This is a genomic window from Sphingomonas sp. CFBP 13714 (assembly GCF_014842205.1).
GTDB lineage: Bacteria > Pseudomonadota > Alphaproteobacteria > Sphingomonadales > Sphingomonadaceae > Sphingomonas > Sphingomonas aerolata.
The window spans coordinates 416,861-432,305 of sequence record NZ_JACYVG010000005.1; the positions used below are offsets into that span (position 1 = coordinate 416,861).

Below are 15,445 nucleotides of genomic sequence, written 5' to 3' on the forward strand. Positions count from 1 at the left end.
GAGGCTCCCCCATGTTGACAAAGGGGCGCCTTGACAAAGGCCGGTAGGGAAGGGAAGCGCGGGCCATCCAATTCCCGTCATCCCAGCAAACGCTGGGATCTCCCGTCGCAGGGCGCACCCTTGCTGCACGAGATCCCAGCAAACGCAGGGACGACGTATGAGAGACGAGACACATGCACGCCTATCGCACCCATAACTGCGCCGCCCTCCGCCCCGAACAGGTCGGCGAGGAGGTCCGCGTCTCGGGCTGGGTCCACAAGAAGCGCGATCATGGTGACCTGGTCTTCATCGATCTGCGCGATCATTACGGCATCACGCAGATCGTCACCGACGTGTCCGGCCCCGTCTTCAAGGTCATCGAGGGCCTGAAGAGCGAGAGCGTCGTCACGATCACCGGCAAGGTGACCGCACGCGCGCCCGAAGCGGTGAACCCGAACCTGCCGACCGGCGGGATCGAGGTCCGCGCGACCGCTGCGACCGTTCAATCGATGGCCGGCGAGCTGCCGATGCCGGTCGCGGGCGAGGCCGAGTATCCCGAGGATATCCGCCTGCGCTATCGCTATCTCGACCTGCGGCGCGAGCGGCTGCACGCGAACATCATGCTGCGTTCGAAGGTCATCACCTCGCTGCGCAACCGCATGAACGATCAGGGCTTCACCGAATTCCAGACGCCGATCCTGACCGCGTCGTCGCCAGAGGGCGCGCGCGACTATCTGGTGCCAAGCCGCGTGCATCCGGGCAAATTCTACGCGCTGCCGCAGGCACCGCAGATGTTCAAGCAGCTGCTGATGGTCGCGGGCTTCGACCGCTATTTCCAGATCGCCCCCTGCTTCCGCGACGAGGACGCACGCGCCGATCGTTCACCGGGCGAATTCTACCAGCTCGATTTCGAAATGAGCTTCGTCACGCAGGACGACGTGTTCAACGCGATCGAGCCCGTGCTGCACGGCGTGTTCGAGGAGTTCGCCGATTGGCAGGGCAAGGGACGCCAAGTCTCCGCCCTGCCGTTCAAGCGCATTCCCTACCGCGAATCGATGCTGAAATACGGCAGCGACAAGCCTGATCTACGCAACCCGATCCTGATTCACGACGTCGGCCATCACTTCGTCGACTCGGGCTTCGGCCTGTTCGCGGGCATCGTCGCCGGCGGTGACGTTGTCCGCGCGATCCCCGCGCCGAACACCGCCGAGAAGAGCCGCAAGTTCTTCACCGACATGAACGACTGGGCCCGCGCCGAAGGGCATGCCGGGCTCGGCTACATCACGCAGAAGAACGGTGAGCTTGGCGGCCCGATCGCCAAGAACCACGGCGAGGAAGCGACGCGCAAGCTGATCGCGGAGATGGGCCTCGGCCCGAACGACGGCATCTTCTTCGCCGCCGGCAAGGAACTCCCCGCCGCCAAGCTCGCCGGCGCTGCCCGCGCGCGGATCGGTGCGGATCTCGGCCTGATCGACGAGAACCGGTTCGAGTTTTGCTGGATCGTCGACTTCCCGATGTTCGAATATGACGAGGACGCCAAGAAAATCGACTTCAGCCACAACCCGTTCTCGATGCCGCAGGGCGAGATGGACGCGTTGGAGAACAAGGATCCGCTCGATATCCTGGCGTACCAGTACGACATCGTCTGCAACGGCGTCGAACTGTCGTCGGGTGCGATCCGGAACCATCGTCCGGAGATCATGTACAAGGCGTTCGAGATCGCCGGCTATACGCAGGCCGATGTCGACACGAACTTTGCGGGCATGATCAACGCGTTCAAGGTCGGCGCACCGCCGCATGGCGGCTCGGCACCCGGCATCGACCGGATGGTCATGTTGCTCGCGGGCGAGCCGAACATCCGCGAGGTCGTGCTGTTCCCGATGAACCAGAAGGCCGAGGACCTGATGATGGGCGCACCGAGCCCGGTCAGCCCGCGCCAGCTGAAGGAACTCAACATCAAGCTCACCGTCGATGGGCCGAAGGACCCGGCCAAGACGGCGACGCCCGCCGCTGGCTGACGCTGGGGCGGCTCTGCCGTCATGGTCATTTCCGTCCCGCCCCTGGTGGCCGCCTGATCTTCTGGAGTTTGCTTATGCCCATCGATCTTGCCCATTATGAAGCCGGCGACGCCTATGACGGCAAATACAAGCGCGACCTGGCAAAGCTCCAGAAGAGGCTTGAGCACATCCAGGTCGCGCATATCGTCAACAAGCGCCCCGCTGTGGTGATGTTCGAAGGGTGGGATGCGGCGGGGAAGGGCGGTATCATCCAGCGGTTGTCGGCCGAGTGGGATCCCCGTACCTACCGCGTCTGGCCGATCGCCGCCCCGAGCGCCGACGAGAAGGCACATCATTTTCTCTGGCGCTTTTGGAAACGGTTGCCGGCGGACGGGAACATCGCCGTCTTCGATCGGAGCTGGTACGGCAGGGTACTGGTCGAGCGGGTCGAGGAATTCGCCACGCGCCGCGAATGGGAGCGCGGCTATGACGCGATCAATGCCTTCGAAGCGGGATTGATCGAGAACGACACGACGCTGATCAAGATCTTCGTCCATATCACCCAAGCGGAACAGGACCGGCGGCTAGAGGCGCGGCTGCGCGACCCTTGGAAGCATTGGAAGACCGGTCTCGACGACTATCACAACCGGTCGCGACGCGAGGACTATCTCGCCGCGATGCATGAGATGTTCGCACGCACGGACACCGCGGCCGCGCCGTGGATCGTCATCGACGGGAACGACAAGAAGGCGGCTAGGATCGCTGCGCTGACCGTCGTCGCGGATCGCTTGGAGGGCGGAGTCGCGATGGTGCCCCCGCCGCTTGATCCCGCCGTCCTCAAGGTCGCGAAAAAGGCCCTCAAGCTCTAATTTTCGCAAGGCGCAACCCCGCTTTTGGTCGCAGTCCTCTGCAGCTATATCCATTTTGGTCGAAATTCTAACGCCTTCCGAACAACTTATGTTAGCGTGAACAGCTTCCGATGATGGTTAGGCTTACCCTAAGATAATGGGCGTGTCCGAGTAGCGGACGGCCATTCAGTGGGCGTAGGTCATGACGGAACGCGGTCGAATAGGTGTCGACACCTCAGGGGCGATTGTCGAGGTGGACGCGACGTTCTGCCACACGCTCAATGCGACAGCCGCCATTTTGCTTGGCAGCAACATGCTCGATTTCACCGCGCCTGCCGACCGCGAGCGTTGCCGGCGACTGATGCGTCGCGTGGTGCATACCGGATCCCCGATCAGCACGACCAAAAGGCTGGTCAGGACCGACTCGTCGCATCTCTGGGTGCAGGGCCATTTATCGATCGCGCCGCCAGGGACCGAGGTTTGCGTGACGATGATTTTCGAGGAAACCATGCCTGGGTCCGGCGAGGTCAAACCCGAAGCCTTGTTGAAGACGGCACAGCTGACGCTGGATGCCCGGCGCGCGCGCGGGGCAATATTCTGCCCGTCGTTATTTGCCGACAGCGCCTGGGACATCCTGCTTGCGGCCTATGTCAGCGAGGCCGAGGGCGTTCTCCTGACGCCGACCGACCTCGAACCGATGCTCGGGGTCGGACACGCCACACTGACCCGCTGGATTCGCGCGCTCGAGGTTCAGGGGCTGATCGAGTTCGAGGCCGTCGTCGACGGGCGAGCGGGGGGTGCGGCGTTTCAGCTCACGTGCGATGCGCATCAACGGTTCGAACGGTATCTGTCCGATCGATATGCCGTCGCGGTATCGGCTGCGACGGATCTGGAACGGTTCCGCTGAGCCGGTCGGTGCGGTACGACGTGGCAAGTGCGCCCGCTCCGCATATGCGCCGGCGCGGGGGCTTTCTTGCCGGCTTCGCAGGATACCCGTGATATCGGGCGAAGAACCGCATGTGTGTTGTTTCGCATAGCCGGGATCGCTATCTGCCTGCCATGAACGAGATGACCCCGCTCGCCGCGCCGCGCGCTCGAAAGCCCGACTGGATCCGCGTCAAGGCCCCGACATCCGCCGGCTTCGCCAAGACCCGCGAACTGATGCGCTCGAAAAGCCTGACGACGGTCTGTGAAGAGGCCGCATGCCCGAATATCGGCGAATGCTGGTCCAAGAAGCATGCGACGGTCATGATCCTCGGCGATACCTGCACCCGTGCCTGCGCCTTCTGCAACGTGAAGACCGGTATGCCCCGTGCGGTCGACCGGATGGAACCGCAGAATGTCGCCGATGCCGCGGCGCAGATGGGGCTGAACCACATCGTCATCACATCGGTCGACCGCGACGACCTTCCCGATGGCGGCGCTTCGCAATTCGTGAAGGTGATCCAGGCAATCCGCGCGTCGAATCCCACTACGACGATCGAAATCCTGACGCCCGATTTCCGCAACAAGGCGCAGGCCGCGATCGAGTCGATCGTCGAGGCGCGCCCCGACGTCTACAACCACAACCTCGAGACAGTCCCTCGCCTGTACCCGACGATCCGGCCCGGCGCGCGTTATTATGCCTCGTTGCGCTTGCTCGAGAGCGTGAAACGCCACGACCCGTCGATTTTCACCAAGTCGGGCGTCATGCTCGGCCTGGGCGAAGAGCGGCTCGAGATCCACCAAGTCATGGACGACATGCGTTGTGCCGACATCGACTTCCTGACGATGGGCCAGTATCTTCAGCCCACGCCACGCCATGCCAAGGTGGCCGAGTTCGTCACGCCCAAGGCCTTCGATGCCTATGCGTCGATCGCCCGAGCTAAGGGCTTCATGCTCGTCGCATCGTCGCCACTGACGCGGTCGAGCTACCATGCGGGGGACGACTTCGCGCAGCTTCGGGCGGCGCGTGATGCCAAGCTCGGGGTCGCACGGATCTGATGCCCAAGCATTCCGAAACACGCCATCTTCCCTATACCCCCGAACAGATGTTCGATCTGGTCGCCGATGTCGGCCGCTACGCCGAGTTTCTGCCGTGGGTCAGCGCGATGCGTGTTCGCTCGAACAGTGAGACGGAGACGCTCGCGGACATGATCGTTGGCTTCAAGGGTCTGCGCGAGACGTTCACGTCACGCGTGCAGAAGACCCGTCCGACCGAGATCCTCGTCGACTATGTCGACGGCCCGCTCAAATATCTTCGCAACGAATGGCGTTTCCGCCCAGAGGAGCAGGGGTGCGCGGTCGACTTTACCGTCGACTTTGCTTTCAAAAACCGGATGTTCGAGCTGATCGCGGGTCAGGTCTTCGGTGCCGCATTGCGCAAGATGATTGGCGCGTTCGAGACGCGCGCGGCCGAGCTTTACGGTGCGACATCCTCGACCGGCAGCAAGAGTTCGAGCGCGCACAGCGCAGCCTGAAGGCGGATACCGCCGCGGCCGAGATCGCCAAAATCCTTGCGATCTGCGTCGACATCGCTGCGATCGCCGCCCTTCTCGGCACGGGCGAAGACCACCGTCCCGACCGGCTTCTTCGCCGATCCACCGCCGGGCCCGGCGATGCCGGTGATGGCGACGGCAACATCCGCGCCCGACTGCTCGAGTGCGCCCTGCGCCATGCTCCACGCGACGGCGATCGACACCGCACCGAAAGTCTCAAGCACGTCTGAGCTGATCTTGAGCAGTTTCAGCTTGGCCTCGTTCGAATAGGTCACGAACCCGATTTCGAACACGTCGGAACTGCCCGGAATTTCCGTCAGCGCCGCAGCGACGAGGCCCCCGGTACAGCTTTCAGCAACCGCGACGCGTCGTCCGAGGGCGCGATTTGCCTCGATGACCTTGCGTGCCGCGTCGATCAGCTGGGGAGGGAGAAGGGTATCCATCAGCGGCTCTCCGTTGCCGTGCAGAGCGGAAGGTCGGGCGTCGATCGATCTCCGCGGCGTGCCTTGTCAGCCTTGAGATAGCGCAGCGTCTCGACGACGATGCCAGCGGTGTTCCGCGGCGGCAGCGGCTGGAGCAGCGTCACGAGCCGATCGATCGTCCCACAGTCGCGCGCCGCGATGCGTCCGACAATCTGCGGGACGAGCAGGCTCGTCAGCAATGGCCGGGCATAGTCCGACTGGAGAAGCGCATCGACCGCAGGGTCGCTAAGCTTTACGATCGCGGCCCGAGCGGACGGCCAGGCGCGATCCGCTTCGATCTGATAGCGCGCGATCAGTGTACTGGACTGGTTGCGCACGAGGCTGGTCGCGGGAAGCCTTGCCGCGCAGACTCGGCCCGTTTCACGGATGATGTCGGGCAGCGCGACGAGCGTCATCGCCTCCGCCTCGGGGCCGGAGATGCAGGGGGACTGTGCCGATACCGGCGTTGCTACGACCGCGGCGAGCGTCAGTGCGGCAGCGAACTTCATGCGCCGACACGGCCGCGAGTCGAGGGGAGGCTGATCGTCGCGACCGCCTGCGCGGCAATGCCCTCGCCCCGTCCCGTGAAGCCAAGTCGCTCGGTCGTCGTCGCCTTCACGCTGACCCGGTCCGTGGTGAGGTCGAGCAGATCGGCGATCCGGGTCGTCATCGCCGACCGGTGCGGCCCGATCTTGGGCATCTCGCACAGGATGGTCAGGTCGACGAAATCGATCCGACCGCCCTTGGCGGCGATCAGCTGCGCGGCATGCTGCAGGAACTGCGCGGAGTCGGCACCTTTCCACTGGGGATCACTCGGGGGAAAATGCGTGCCGATATCACCCGCGGCGATCGTGCCGAGCAACGCGTCGGTCAGCGCATGCAGCGCGACATCGGCATCGCTATGGCCGGAAAGCCCCTTGTCGTGCGGGATCCGGACGCCGCCAAGCCATAATTCCTCGCCCGTTTCCAGCCGATGGACGTCGAAGCCCATCGCGGTTCGGCTTTCATAGGGCGCGCGCGCTTCAGCGGCGGCAAAATCGTCGGGGTGAGTCACTTTGTCGAGCATCGGATCGCCCTGCACCAACGCGACGCTGCCGCCAACCCGTCGCACCATCTGGGCATCGTCGCTGGCATCTTCATCGGCCGGCCAGGCAGCGTGCGCGGCGCGCAGCTTAGCGATCCGGAAGCCCTGCGGCGTCTGGACCCGGTATACGGCCTCGCGCGGAACGACTTCGCCGAGCATGCGACCGGTCAGCGTCGTCGCGCCGCGCGCCAGCGTATCCGCTACCGGCAGCACCGGCACCGCGGCGTCGTTGTTCGCCAGCGCTGCCACTACCGCGCTGATGACTTCGGCAGGAAGAAACGGCCGGGCGGCATCGTGAACGAGAACATGATCCAAATCGGACAGGGCAGCGATTCCCCTCAGTACCGAATCCCGGCGGGTACTGCCCCCGACGATGACCGTCGCGTCGGTGACTCCTCCTGCTGCCAATACTGCCTTTGCATGGTCCAGCTGACCTTCGGCAACGACGACCGTCACGGCGTCGATCGCCGGGTGCGCGGACATTGCGGTAACCGCGTGCATGAGCATCGGCCTTCCCGCGACGGTCGCGAATTGCTTGGGGAGGGTGCCGCCAGCGCGGGTGCCGGACCCGGCTGCGACGATCAGGGCGACGGTGCGGCGCTTTGTCATGGGCGCCGATTAGCGTCTTGAGCGCGGCATCGCCAGTGCAGGCAGTCGTTCCCCATAACGTCGCGCACGACGGGAACAGCTGGACCAGCCTTGCCAGTTCCGGCATCGCGGCCTATGTTCTGCCTCTTTTTTGGGCAGCTTATGCGTAATCTCTCACCTATCCAGATCGGCACCGTGCGGATTGAAAGTCCGGTCGTCCTCGCACCCATGACGGGCGTGACGGATATGCCGTTCCGTACGCTTGTGCGGCGATATGGATCAGGGCTCAACGTTACCGAGATGGTCGCGAGCCAGGCTGCCATCCGCGAGACCCGCCAGTCGATCCAGAAGGCGGCATGGGATCGGCTCGAAGAGCCGGTGTCGATGCAACTGGTCGGGTGCACACCCTATGAAATGGGCGAGGCCGCGCGGCTCAGCCAGGATCGCGGTGCAGCGATCGTCGACATCAACATGGGATGTCCGGTCCGCAAGATCGTCAATGGGGATGCCGGGTCCGCGCTGATGCGTGACGTCAAGCTGGCGACGGCGATCATATCTGCGACGGTGAAAGCCGTCGACGTCCCGGTGACGCTGAAGATGCGCATGGGCTGGTGCCACGACAGTCTCAACGCACCCGAACTGTCGCGGATCGCAGAAGATCTCGGGGTGAAGCTGATCACCGTGCATGGCCGGACGCGGAACCAGATGTACAAGGGAAGCGCCGATTGGGGCTTCGTGCGCCGGGTGAAGGACGCGGTGTCGATCCCCGTGATCGTCAATGGCGACATTTGCTCGATCGAGGATGCCGAGGCGGCGCTCGACCAGTCAGGTGCGGACGGCGTGATGATCGGACGCGGCGCCTATGGGCGGCCTTGGCTGCTCAATCAGGTCATGACCTGGTTTGCGACCGGCCGCCGCGTCGCCAATCCGTCGATTAACGAACAATATGAAGCGATTGCCGGGCATTACGAAGCGATGCTCGAGCATTATGGGATCGAGACGGGTGTCAACATGGCCCGCAAGCATATCGGCTGGTACACCAAGGGCCTGCATGGTTCGGCCGAGTTTCGGAACCGGGTGAACCAGGTGGCGGACCCGAACCAGGTCAAGGCGATGCTGGCGGAGTTCTACGCGCCCTGGCGTCACCTTGAAGCCGCCTGAGCCGGATCGGCGCGACCGTCCGGGGTTTAACGACGTCTTTGCGGCACTGCCGGTGGCGGTGGTCGTGGTCGATCCCGACGACCGGATCGCCCATGCCAATGCGCTGGCGGAGCAATTGCTCAACCTGTCGGAACGCCTCATGATCGGGCAGCCGATCGCGGCGATACTCCCGCCCCCCGACGAGTCACGTAAGCACGACAATCGCGGCCTTGCCGTCTTCGATACTGAGATCGCGACCGCCCGCGGTGTGAAGATCCGCGTCGACTTTGCCGAGACGATCATGCCCGATCATCCAGGCTGGCGCGCGATCACGCTGCACGTTCCCGCCGTCTCGCGACGGCTCGGCTATTCGGCGGACCGTACCGCAGGCGCGCGCGCGGCAGTCGGGGCGGCGGCGATGCTCGCGCATGAGATCAAGAATCCCTTGTCCGGCATCCGCGGCGCGGCGCAACTGCTCGATGCCGGCGAACTGACCACGCTGATCACGACCGAAGTGGACCGGATCGCGGCGCTGATCGATCGCATGCAGGACTTCAGCGATACGCGGCCGCTTCCGCTCGCCAGCGAGAATATCTACCCGCTGCTGACCCACGCGCGTCGCCTTGCGCTCGCCGGTTTCGCACGCGGGATCGCGATCGAGGAGCGGTTCGATCCGTCGCTGCCGCCCGCACATATCAATCGCGACGCGGTCCTTCAGATCGTCATCAACCTTCTGAAGAACGCACGCGAAGCCGTTGCAGATCAACCGAACCCCCTGATCATCATGACCACGGCCTATCGCCACGGGATCACCGTCAGCAGCGCGCCGGGCAAGCCGCGTCTGCCATTGCCGATTGAGATCTGTGTGTTCGACAATGGCCCCGGCGCGCCGCCCGATATCGCCGACCACCTGTTCGACCCGTTCGTGTCGGGGCGCCGTGAAGGGCAGGGGCTGGGCCTCGCCCTCGTCGACAAGCTGACGCGCGATATGGGCGGGATCGTGCAATATGCGCGTGAGGGGATTCCTGAAATGACCGTTCTCCGCCTGCTGCTGCCAAGAGCCACATCATGAGCACTGTGCTGGTCGTCGACGACGACGCCGCGATTCGCACCGTCGTCGCGCAGGCGTTGCGGCGCAGCGGCCACGACGTAACCGTCGCCGACAGCCTCAGCCAGCTTGAACGTGCCTTGGCTGTGGCGATACCCGACGTGCTGATCACCGACGTGGTGCTGCCCGACGGTGACGGCATCGACCATGTCCGCAATGTCGCCGAGCGCCACCCCACGCTGCCGATCATCGTCCTGTCGGCGCAGAACACGCTGACCACCGCCGTACGCGCGGCGGAGGTCGGTGCGTATGAATATCTGCCCAAGCCCTTTGATCTCGACGTCTTGTCGCGTGCGGTGACGGGGGCGCTGGCGCGGGGCGGGGTGCTGTCCGATGACCGGATCGGCGACGAGGATCGTGCACTGCCGCTGATCGGCCGGTCCGCGGCGATGCAGGACGTCTACCGGGTCATCGCACGCGTCATCTCGAACGATCTGACCGTGCTGATTTCCGGCGAATCGGGGACGGGCAAAGAACTGGTCGCTAGGGCGATCCACGATCTCGGCCGACGCAGTGCCGCGCCGTTCATCGCGATCAACATGGCCGCCATCCCGCGCGAATTGATCGAGGCCGAGTTGTTCGGGCATGAGCGCGGCGCCTTTACCGGTGCTGCGACGCGAAATGCCGGTCGTTTCGAGCAGGCGACGGGCGGTACGCTGTTCCTCGACGAAATCGGCGATATGCCGATGGAGGCGCAGACCCGTCTTCTCCGCGTATTGCAGTCGGGGGAGTTCACGAGCGTTGGCGGCGCGCGCACGATCCGGGTCGATGTCCGGATCCTCGCCGCGACAAACCGCGATCTGGCGGCGCAGGTGGCAGCCGGGCATTTCCGGGAAGACCTGTTCTACCGTCTCAACGTCGTGCCGGTCACCTTGCCACCGCTCCGCGAGCGACGGCAGGATGTCGCCTTACTCGCACGACATTTTCTCGATCATGCGGCGATTCAAGGACTGCCGCGACGTCAGTTGGCGGGGGATGCGATCACCGCGCTCGGCGCGTATGACTGGCCGGGCAATGTTCGCGAACTCGAAAACCTGATGCGCAGGCTAGCGGTGCTCGCGCGCGATGAGGTCATCGGCGCCGAGGCTATCCACGCGATGCTGGGCGCGCGAACACCGACCGCCACTGCAACCGATCTCGACATCGCCGGCGCGGTGAAGGCACTGATTGGGCGGATCGAGCGGGAAAACCCGGCAGCGCTCGACGATGGCAGTCTGTACGACCGCGTCATCGGTGAGGTGGAGCGTCCGTTGATCGAACTGATGCTTGCCCGGCATGGGCAGAACCAGCTTCGCGCCGCGCGTGCGATGGGGATCAATCGCAACACGCTGCGCAAGCGTCTCGACACGCTCGGGATCGATATCAGCGGCGACATGACCGAGCTGGACGCGGCAGGGTTACGCTGACCCGGCCATTATGTGGTTTCCCGGCAACAATTGTCGTTGTATCACGGCAACGATGATCGCCCCCGCGACGCTTGCCATCGAAGACGACGTGCCACCGCACCGGTTCGCAGTGACGCCTGCGCTTGAGGCGCTGGTGGTCGCGCTGGCGATTACTGTCGCGGTCGCGAGCTATGTGCTCATCAGCGGCGCCAATTCACCCCAGCGTTTGATGCCGCCACCGCTGATTGCGCTGCTGCTGATCGCCAACCTCGTCCCGGGCATCGCATTGCTGATGCTGCTCGGCCGGCGGGTGGCGATGCGGCGCGCTGCGCGGTCCCCGGTTGGCGGTGGCGGCCGCCTGCACGTCCGGCTCGTTGCCTTGTTCTCGATCGTCGCCGCGGTGCCGATGCTGCTGGTGACGATCTTCGCGTCGCTGCTGTTCCAATATGGCGTGCAATTCTGGTATTCGGATCAGGCACGCGGGATGCTCGAAAACGCCACCGAACTCGCCCAGTCGTCCTACGCGCGCCAGCTCAGCCGCTGGGAAGAGGCGAGCGTCACTATGGCAGCGGATATGTCCAATTACCTGCGGGAGCGATCGCTGCAGAGTCCGGACTTTTCAGGATTTTTCTACCAACAGGTCTATTTCCGGAGCCTGTCCGAAGCCGCGCTGTTCAAGGTCACGCCACAGAACGAAATCCAGACCTTCGCGGTTGTGAACCCCTATGAAATCGACTTTACACGACAGGTGACGCCCGAGGCGATCCGCGAACTCCGGAGCGGCAAGCCCGCCGCAGTATCGGTGACGGGGGATCGTATCCGCACGATCACGATGCTGCCCGGCGCCGACGAACTCTTCCTTTATGCCGGGCGCGTCGAGGATACCAAGCTCCTGTCGGAGCAGACGACGCGCGCCAACGCCGTGCTGGCAAGCTATCGGCAGCTGCTTGCCCGGTCGCGCAGCCTCCAGCTCCTGTTCAACGCAGCCTTGCTGGGCATTTCCCTGCTTATCGTTGGCGTTGCTGTCTGGATCGCGCTGGCTGTAGCGGATCGTCTGGTACGCCCCGTCGGCGAGCTGGTCGATGCGGCACGTCGGGTGGCCGAGGGGGATTTGACCGCGCGCGTGCCAGATCCGCGCAGCCGCGACGAGGTCGGGACGCTGGCGCGTGCGTTCAACCAAATGACGGGTCGGCTGCAGGAGCAGAACAGCGATCTGATGACCGCGAACGACCAGCTCGAGACGCGCCGTGCGCTGATCGAGGCGGTTATGGCGGATGTCTCGGCGGGCGTCGTCGCGACCGCGAAGGACCGCGTAATACGGATTGCAAATCGCTCTGCGATCCAGCTGCTCGGCGCGGACGGCCTGGTTGGCAAGCCGTTGCACGAGGTTGCGCCTGAACTCGATGCGCTCGTGCAGGAGGGAGGACGCGAAGCGATCGTCCAGGTCGGCCAGGCCGGCGATGCGCGAACGCTCGCCGTCCGGATCGCGCATGCGCCGACCGGCCCGATCCTCACCTTCGACGATATCACGCAGCAACTGCTCGACCAGCGCCGCGCCGCCTGGTCCGACGTCGCCCGCCGGATCGCGCACGAAATCAAGAATCCGCTGACGCCGATCCAGCTCGCCGCGGAGCGACTGCAGCGGCGCTATGGGGGCAAGATCCCCGCGGAGGACGGGACATTCGCCCGGCTTACCGACACGATCATCCGCCAGGTCGCGGACCTGCGCCGGATGGTGGACGAATTTTCATCATTCGCACGCATGCCCAAACCCGTATTCCGTGAGGAATCGTTGCTCGATGCCGCCCGCCAGGCGATGTTCCTGCACGAGGTCGCGCACCCGGGGATCCGGTTTCTGCTGGTTCATGACGACCCCGGTCCGATGCTCGTGTGCGACCGCCGGCAGATTGGGCAGGCTCTGACGAACATCGTCAAGAACGCGGTCGAGGCGATCGAGACGCGCGGCGACGATGAGGGCGGGGCGGTTACCATGACCCTGACCGAGACGCGCCACGATGGAACGGGGCACTGCGTGGCGATTGAGGTCGCCGACACCGGGATCGGTCTACCGGTCGAACGCGACCGGATCATCGAACCCTATATGACGACGCGCGCGCGCGGGACCGGGCTCGGGCTTGCCATCGTCAAGAAGATCATCGAGGAACATTGCGGGACGATCGCGTTTTCGGATCGTCCCGGTGGGGGCACCATTGTCACCATGAACTTCGACGCCAGAGCGCTGGTCGCGCTTGATCAGGGGGCATCCGCACCCGAGCCGGCAGGGGATGGCCAGCTCGTCGCAATGACTCGCAATCGGACATGAATTGATGGCGCTCGATATTCTCGTCGTGGACGACGAACGTGACATTCGCGAACTGGTGGCCGGCGTCCTGGAGGACGAGGGCTATCAGACGCGCGATGCGGGCGACAGCGACGCTGCGCTCGAAGCGATCGCGGCGCGGCGTCCGTCGCTCGTGCTGCTCGACGTCTGGCTGCAGGGGTCGCGCCTCGACGGGCTCGAACTGCTCGACGAGATAAAGCGGCGGGATCCATCGATCCCGGTGCTCGTCATATCGGGTCACGGCAATCTCGACACCGCGGTCGCGGCGATCCGGCGTGGCGCATCGGACTTCATCGAGAAACCGTTCGAAGCCGAGCGACTGCTGCTCATGGTGGCGCGCGCGACCGAAACCGAACGGCTGCGCCGCGAGGTCGCCTCGCTGCGGGCCACGGTCGGCCGCGAGACCGATCTCACCGGCAATTCGGGGGCGATCAACGGCGTCCGGGCAACGCTCAAGCGCGTCGCCGCGACCGGCAGCCGCGTGCTGATCATGGGTGGGGCAGGGGTCGGCAAGGAGGTCGCTGCGCGCCTCCTGCACGGCTGGAGCCTGCGCACCGATGCGCCGTTCGTAATCGTCAGCGCCGCGATGATGACCCCTGAACGTGTCGACGAAGAGTTGTTCGGCGCTGAGGAGGGCGGGGACAAGATCCGTCCCGGGCTGCTCGAGCAGGCGCATGGCGGAACGCTGTTCCTCGACGAGATCGCCGACATGCCGATCACGACGCAAGCGCGGATCTTGCGGGTCCTGACCGACCAGAGCTTTACGCGGATCGGCGGTACCAGGGTCGTGAAGGTCGATGTGCGTGTGGTGTCCGCGACGGCGCGCGACCTCGTCCACGAGATCGCCGAGGGTCGGTTTCGCGAGGACCTCTATTACCGGTTGAACGTCGTGCCGGTGGCTATCCCGCCGCTCGCGGATCGCCGCGAGGACATTCCCGCGCTGGTCCAGCATTTCATCGCGCATTATGCGGCGGAACGCCGGGTCCGGACACCAGAAATCGCGCCCGATGCGATGGTTGCGCTGCAATCCTACGACTGGCCGGGAAATGTGCGTCAGCTTCGCAACGTGGTTGAACGGACGATCATCCTTGCGCCGGGCGACCGACTGGGACGCATCGATCTCGACCTGCTGCCGGCCGAAGTCCTGGGCGATCAGGGCGACATGGGCAGCGCCGGGGGGACCGCGATCATGGGCTCGCCGCTACGCGAGGCGCGTGAAACCTTCGAACGGGAGTATCTGCGTGTGCAGATCCGTCGGTTCTCCGGCAACATTTCGCGCACCGCGAGCTTTATCGGGATGGAGCGATCGGCGCTGCACCGGAAGCTGAAGCTGCTCGGGATCACCGAGACGCGCGACGATTGATCGCATATCTGTCGCCCGCCCCTATGGACGAAGCGGTACCGGGAACATAGATTAGACGCTCGCCCGGCAATCGGGTGATCTCCGACGCCGGGAAACGGCGCCACGCGGGCAAAGTCCCGCCAAAAACAAGGGTTATCCCATTGGCCGAAAAAATTGGCTCGCTCCAGGACCTGTTCCTCAACGCGCTGCGCCGCACCAAGACCCCCGTCACGATGTTTCTCGTCAAGGGTGTCAAGCTCCAGGGCATCGTCACTTGGTTCGATAATTTCTCGGTGCTGCTACGTCGCGACGGTCAGTCCCAGCTCATCTACAAGCACGCAATTTCGACGATCATGCCCGCGGGACCGATGGACGTCGCCGCGATCGTGAACGCCGTCGCAGAAACGCAGAAGAAGCAGCCGCTTCTGCAGGAAATTTTCCTGAACGCGGTCCGCAAGTCGGAAGACAGCGTGACCATGTTTCTGATCAACGGCGTCATGCTCCAGGGCCAGATTGCCGGCTTCGACCTGTTCTGCATGCTGCTCCAGCGCGAAGGCATGGCGCAGCTCGTCTACAAGCACGCGGTGTCGACGATCCAGCCCGCGCGGCCCCTGAACCTTGCCGAGGATCCCGACGACAGCGACGAGACGGATGCGGTGGACGACGCATGATCATGACGGCCTGGGGCAATGCGC

The 15,445-nt window shown here is 64.4% G+C and carries 14 protein-coding genes; 11 read left to right on the forward strand and 3 right to left on the reverse strand.

What is annotated here, in order from left to right; all coding sequences use genetic code 11:
- The first annotated feature begins 173 nt into the window (after positions 1 to 173).
- From aspS to IFT54_RS13860, 5 genes are all read left to right on the forward strand, one after another.
- Positions 174 to 1,997 (forward strand): aspartate--tRNA ligase, encoded by a 1,824-nt coding sequence (gene aspS / locus IFT54_RS13840; protein WP_192071069.1) that lies wholly within the window; start codon positions 174 to 176, stop codon positions 1,995 to 1,997.
- 74 nt (positions 1,998 to 2,071) lie between these two features.
- Positions 2,072 to 2,845, forward strand: a complete 774-nt coding sequence (locus tag IFT54_RS13845; protein ID WP_192008939.1) for a polyphosphate kinase 2 family protein — start codon at positions 2,072 to 2,074, stop codon at positions 2,843 to 2,845.
- Between the two features lie 181 nt (positions 2,846 to 3,026).
- Positions 3,027 to 3,731, forward strand: coding sequence for a PAS domain-containing protein (locus IFT54_RS13850; RefSeq protein WP_192138918.1), 705 nt, complete (start codon positions 3,027 to 3,029; stop codon positions 3,729 to 3,731).
- 152 nt (positions 3,732 to 3,883) lie between these two features.
- On the forward strand, positions 3,884 to 4,807 hold the full coding sequence (gene lipA, locus IFT54_RS13855; protein ID WP_031393377.1) for a lipoyl synthase: 924 nt from the start codon (positions 3,884 to 3,886) through the stop codon (positions 4,805 to 4,807).
- Positions 4,807 to 5,283 carry a type II toxin-antitoxin system RatA family toxin gene (locus IFT54_RS13860; RefSeq protein WP_031393376.1) on the forward strand — a complete coding sequence of 159 codons (477 nt, stop codon included), beginning with the start codon at positions 4,807 to 4,809 and terminating at the stop codon, positions 5,281 to 5,283. The genes lipA and IFT54_RS13860 overlap by 1 nt, the downstream gene beginning before the upstream one ends.
- Here the strand turns inward: IFT54_RS13860 and IFT54_RS13865 are convergent.
- The 3 genes from IFT54_RS13865 to IFT54_RS13875 are packed head-to-tail and all read right to left on the reverse strand — an operon-like array spanning position 5,226 to position 7,455.
- On the reverse strand, positions 5,226 to 5,744 hold the full coding sequence (locus tag IFT54_RS13865) for a CinA family protein (RefSeq protein WP_031439016.1): 519 nt from the start codon (positions 5,742 to 5,744) through the stop codon (positions 5,226 to 5,228). The genes IFT54_RS13860 and IFT54_RS13865 overlap by 58 nt on opposite strands.
- On the reverse strand, positions 5,744 to 6,271 hold the full coding sequence (locus IFT54_RS13870) for a hypothetical protein (RefSeq protein ID WP_192071071.1): 528 nt from the start codon (positions 6,269 to 6,271) through the stop codon (positions 5,744 to 5,746). The genes IFT54_RS13865 and IFT54_RS13870 overlap by 1 nt, the downstream gene beginning before the upstream one ends.
- Positions 6,268 to 7,455 (reverse strand): bifunctional 2-C-methyl-D-erythritol 4-phosphate cytidylyltransferase/2-C-methyl-D-erythritol 2,4-cyclodiphosphate synthase, encoded by a 1,188-nt coding sequence (locus tag IFT54_RS13875; RefSeq protein ID WP_192071072.1) that lies wholly within the window; start codon positions 7,453 to 7,455, stop codon positions 6,268 to 6,270. The genes IFT54_RS13870 and IFT54_RS13875 overlap by 4 nt, the downstream gene beginning before the upstream one ends.
- Before the next feature lie 141 nt (positions 7,456 to 7,596).
- Between IFT54_RS13875 and dusB the strand changes: the two genes are divergently transcribed.
- The 6 genes from dusB (at position 7,597) to hfq (ending at position 15,421) form a co-directional block, all read left to right on the forward strand.
- The gene (gene dusB / locus IFT54_RS13880; protein WP_192071073.1) at positions 7,597 to 8,595 is read left to right on the forward strand and encodes a tRNA dihydrouridine synthase DusB; all 999 of its coding nucleotides are present in this window, start codon (positions 7,597 to 7,599) and stop codon (positions 8,593 to 8,595) included.
- Entirely contained in the window at positions 8,582 to 9,646 is a 1,065-nt protein-coding gene (locus IFT54_RS13885; protein WP_192071074.1) for a two-component system sensor histidine kinase NtrB, read from the forward strand. The genes dusB and IFT54_RS13885 overlap by 14 nt, the downstream gene beginning before the upstream one ends.
- The gene (gene ntrC, locus IFT54_RS13890) at positions 9,643 to 11,088 is read left to right on the forward strand and encodes a nitrogen regulation protein NR(I) (protein WP_192071075.1); all 1,446 of its coding nucleotides are present in this window, start codon (positions 9,643 to 9,645) and stop codon (positions 11,086 to 11,088) included. The genes IFT54_RS13885 and ntrC overlap by 4 nt, the downstream gene beginning before the upstream one ends.
- A gap of 52 nt (positions 11,089 to 11,140) precedes the next feature.
- The gene (locus tag IFT54_RS13895) at positions 11,141 to 13,390 is read left to right on the forward strand and encodes a sensor histidine kinase (RefSeq protein ID WP_192071076.1); all 2,250 of its coding nucleotides are present in this window, start codon (positions 11,141 to 11,143) and stop codon (positions 13,388 to 13,390) included.
- 4 nt (positions 13,391 to 13,394) lie between these two features.
- Complete coding sequence (gene ntrX / locus IFT54_RS13900) at positions 13,395 to 14,771, forward strand: nitrogen assimilation response regulator NtrX (RefSeq protein WP_031393368.1); 1,377 nt, start codon at positions 13,395 to 13,397, stop codon at positions 14,769 to 14,771.
- Between the two features lie 74 nt (positions 14,772 to 14,845).
- A complete protein-coding gene (gene hfq, locus IFT54_RS13905) occupies positions 14,846 to 15,421 on the forward strand; it encodes an RNA chaperone Hfq (RefSeq protein WP_261362599.1) in 576 nt (191 codons plus the stop codon).
- The last annotated feature ends 24 nt before the right edge of the window (positions 15,422 to 15,445 follow it).

Excerpts from the sequence above, each read along its gene's own strand:
- ntrX (WP_031393368.1), top strand. The coding sequence starts at position 13,395 with ATGGCGCTCGATATTCTCGTCGTGGACGACGAACGTGACATTCGCGAA.
- IFT54_RS13865 (WP_031439016.1), bottom strand. The coding sequence starts at position 5,744 with ATGGATACCCTTCTCCCTCCCCAGCTGATCGACGCGGCACGCAAGGTC.
- IFT54_RS13895 (WP_192071076.1), top strand. The coding sequence starts at position 11,141 with ATGATCGCCCCCGCGACGCTTGCCATCGAAGACGACGTGCCACCGCAC.
- IFT54_RS13845 (WP_192008939.1), top strand. The coding sequence starts at position 2,072 with ATGCCCATCGATCTTGCCCATTATGAAGCCGGCGACGCCTATGACGGC.
- dusB (WP_192071073.1), top strand. The coding sequence starts at position 7,597 with ATGCGTAATCTCTCACCTATCCAGATCGGCACCGTGCGGATTGAAAGT.
- IFT54_RS13850 (WP_192138918.1), top strand. The coding sequence starts at position 3,027 with ATGACGGAACGCGGTCGAATAGGTGTCGACACCTCAGGGGCGATTGTC.
- ntrC (WP_192071075.1), top strand. The coding sequence starts at position 9,643 with ATGAGCACTGTGCTGGTCGTCGACGACGACGCCGCGATTCGCACCGTC.
- IFT54_RS13870 (WP_192071071.1), bottom strand. The coding sequence starts at position 6,271 with ATGAAGTTCGCTGCCGCACTGACGCTCGCCGCGGTCGTAGCAACGCCG.
- IFT54_RS13860 (WP_031393376.1), top strand. The coding sequence starts at position 4,807 with ATGCCCAAGCATTCCGAAACACGCCATCTTCCCTATACCCCCGAACAG.
- lipA (WP_031393377.1), top strand. The coding sequence starts at position 3,884 with ATGAACGAGATGACCCCGCTCGCCGCGCCGCGCGCTCGAAAGCCCGAC.
- IFT54_RS13875 (WP_192071072.1), bottom strand. The coding sequence starts at position 7,455 with ATGACAAAGCGCCGCACCGTCGCCCTGATCGTCGCAGCCGGGTCCGGC.
- aspS (WP_192071069.1), top strand. The coding sequence starts at position 174 with ATGCACGCCTATCGCACCCATAACTGCGCCGCCCTCCGCCCCGAACAG.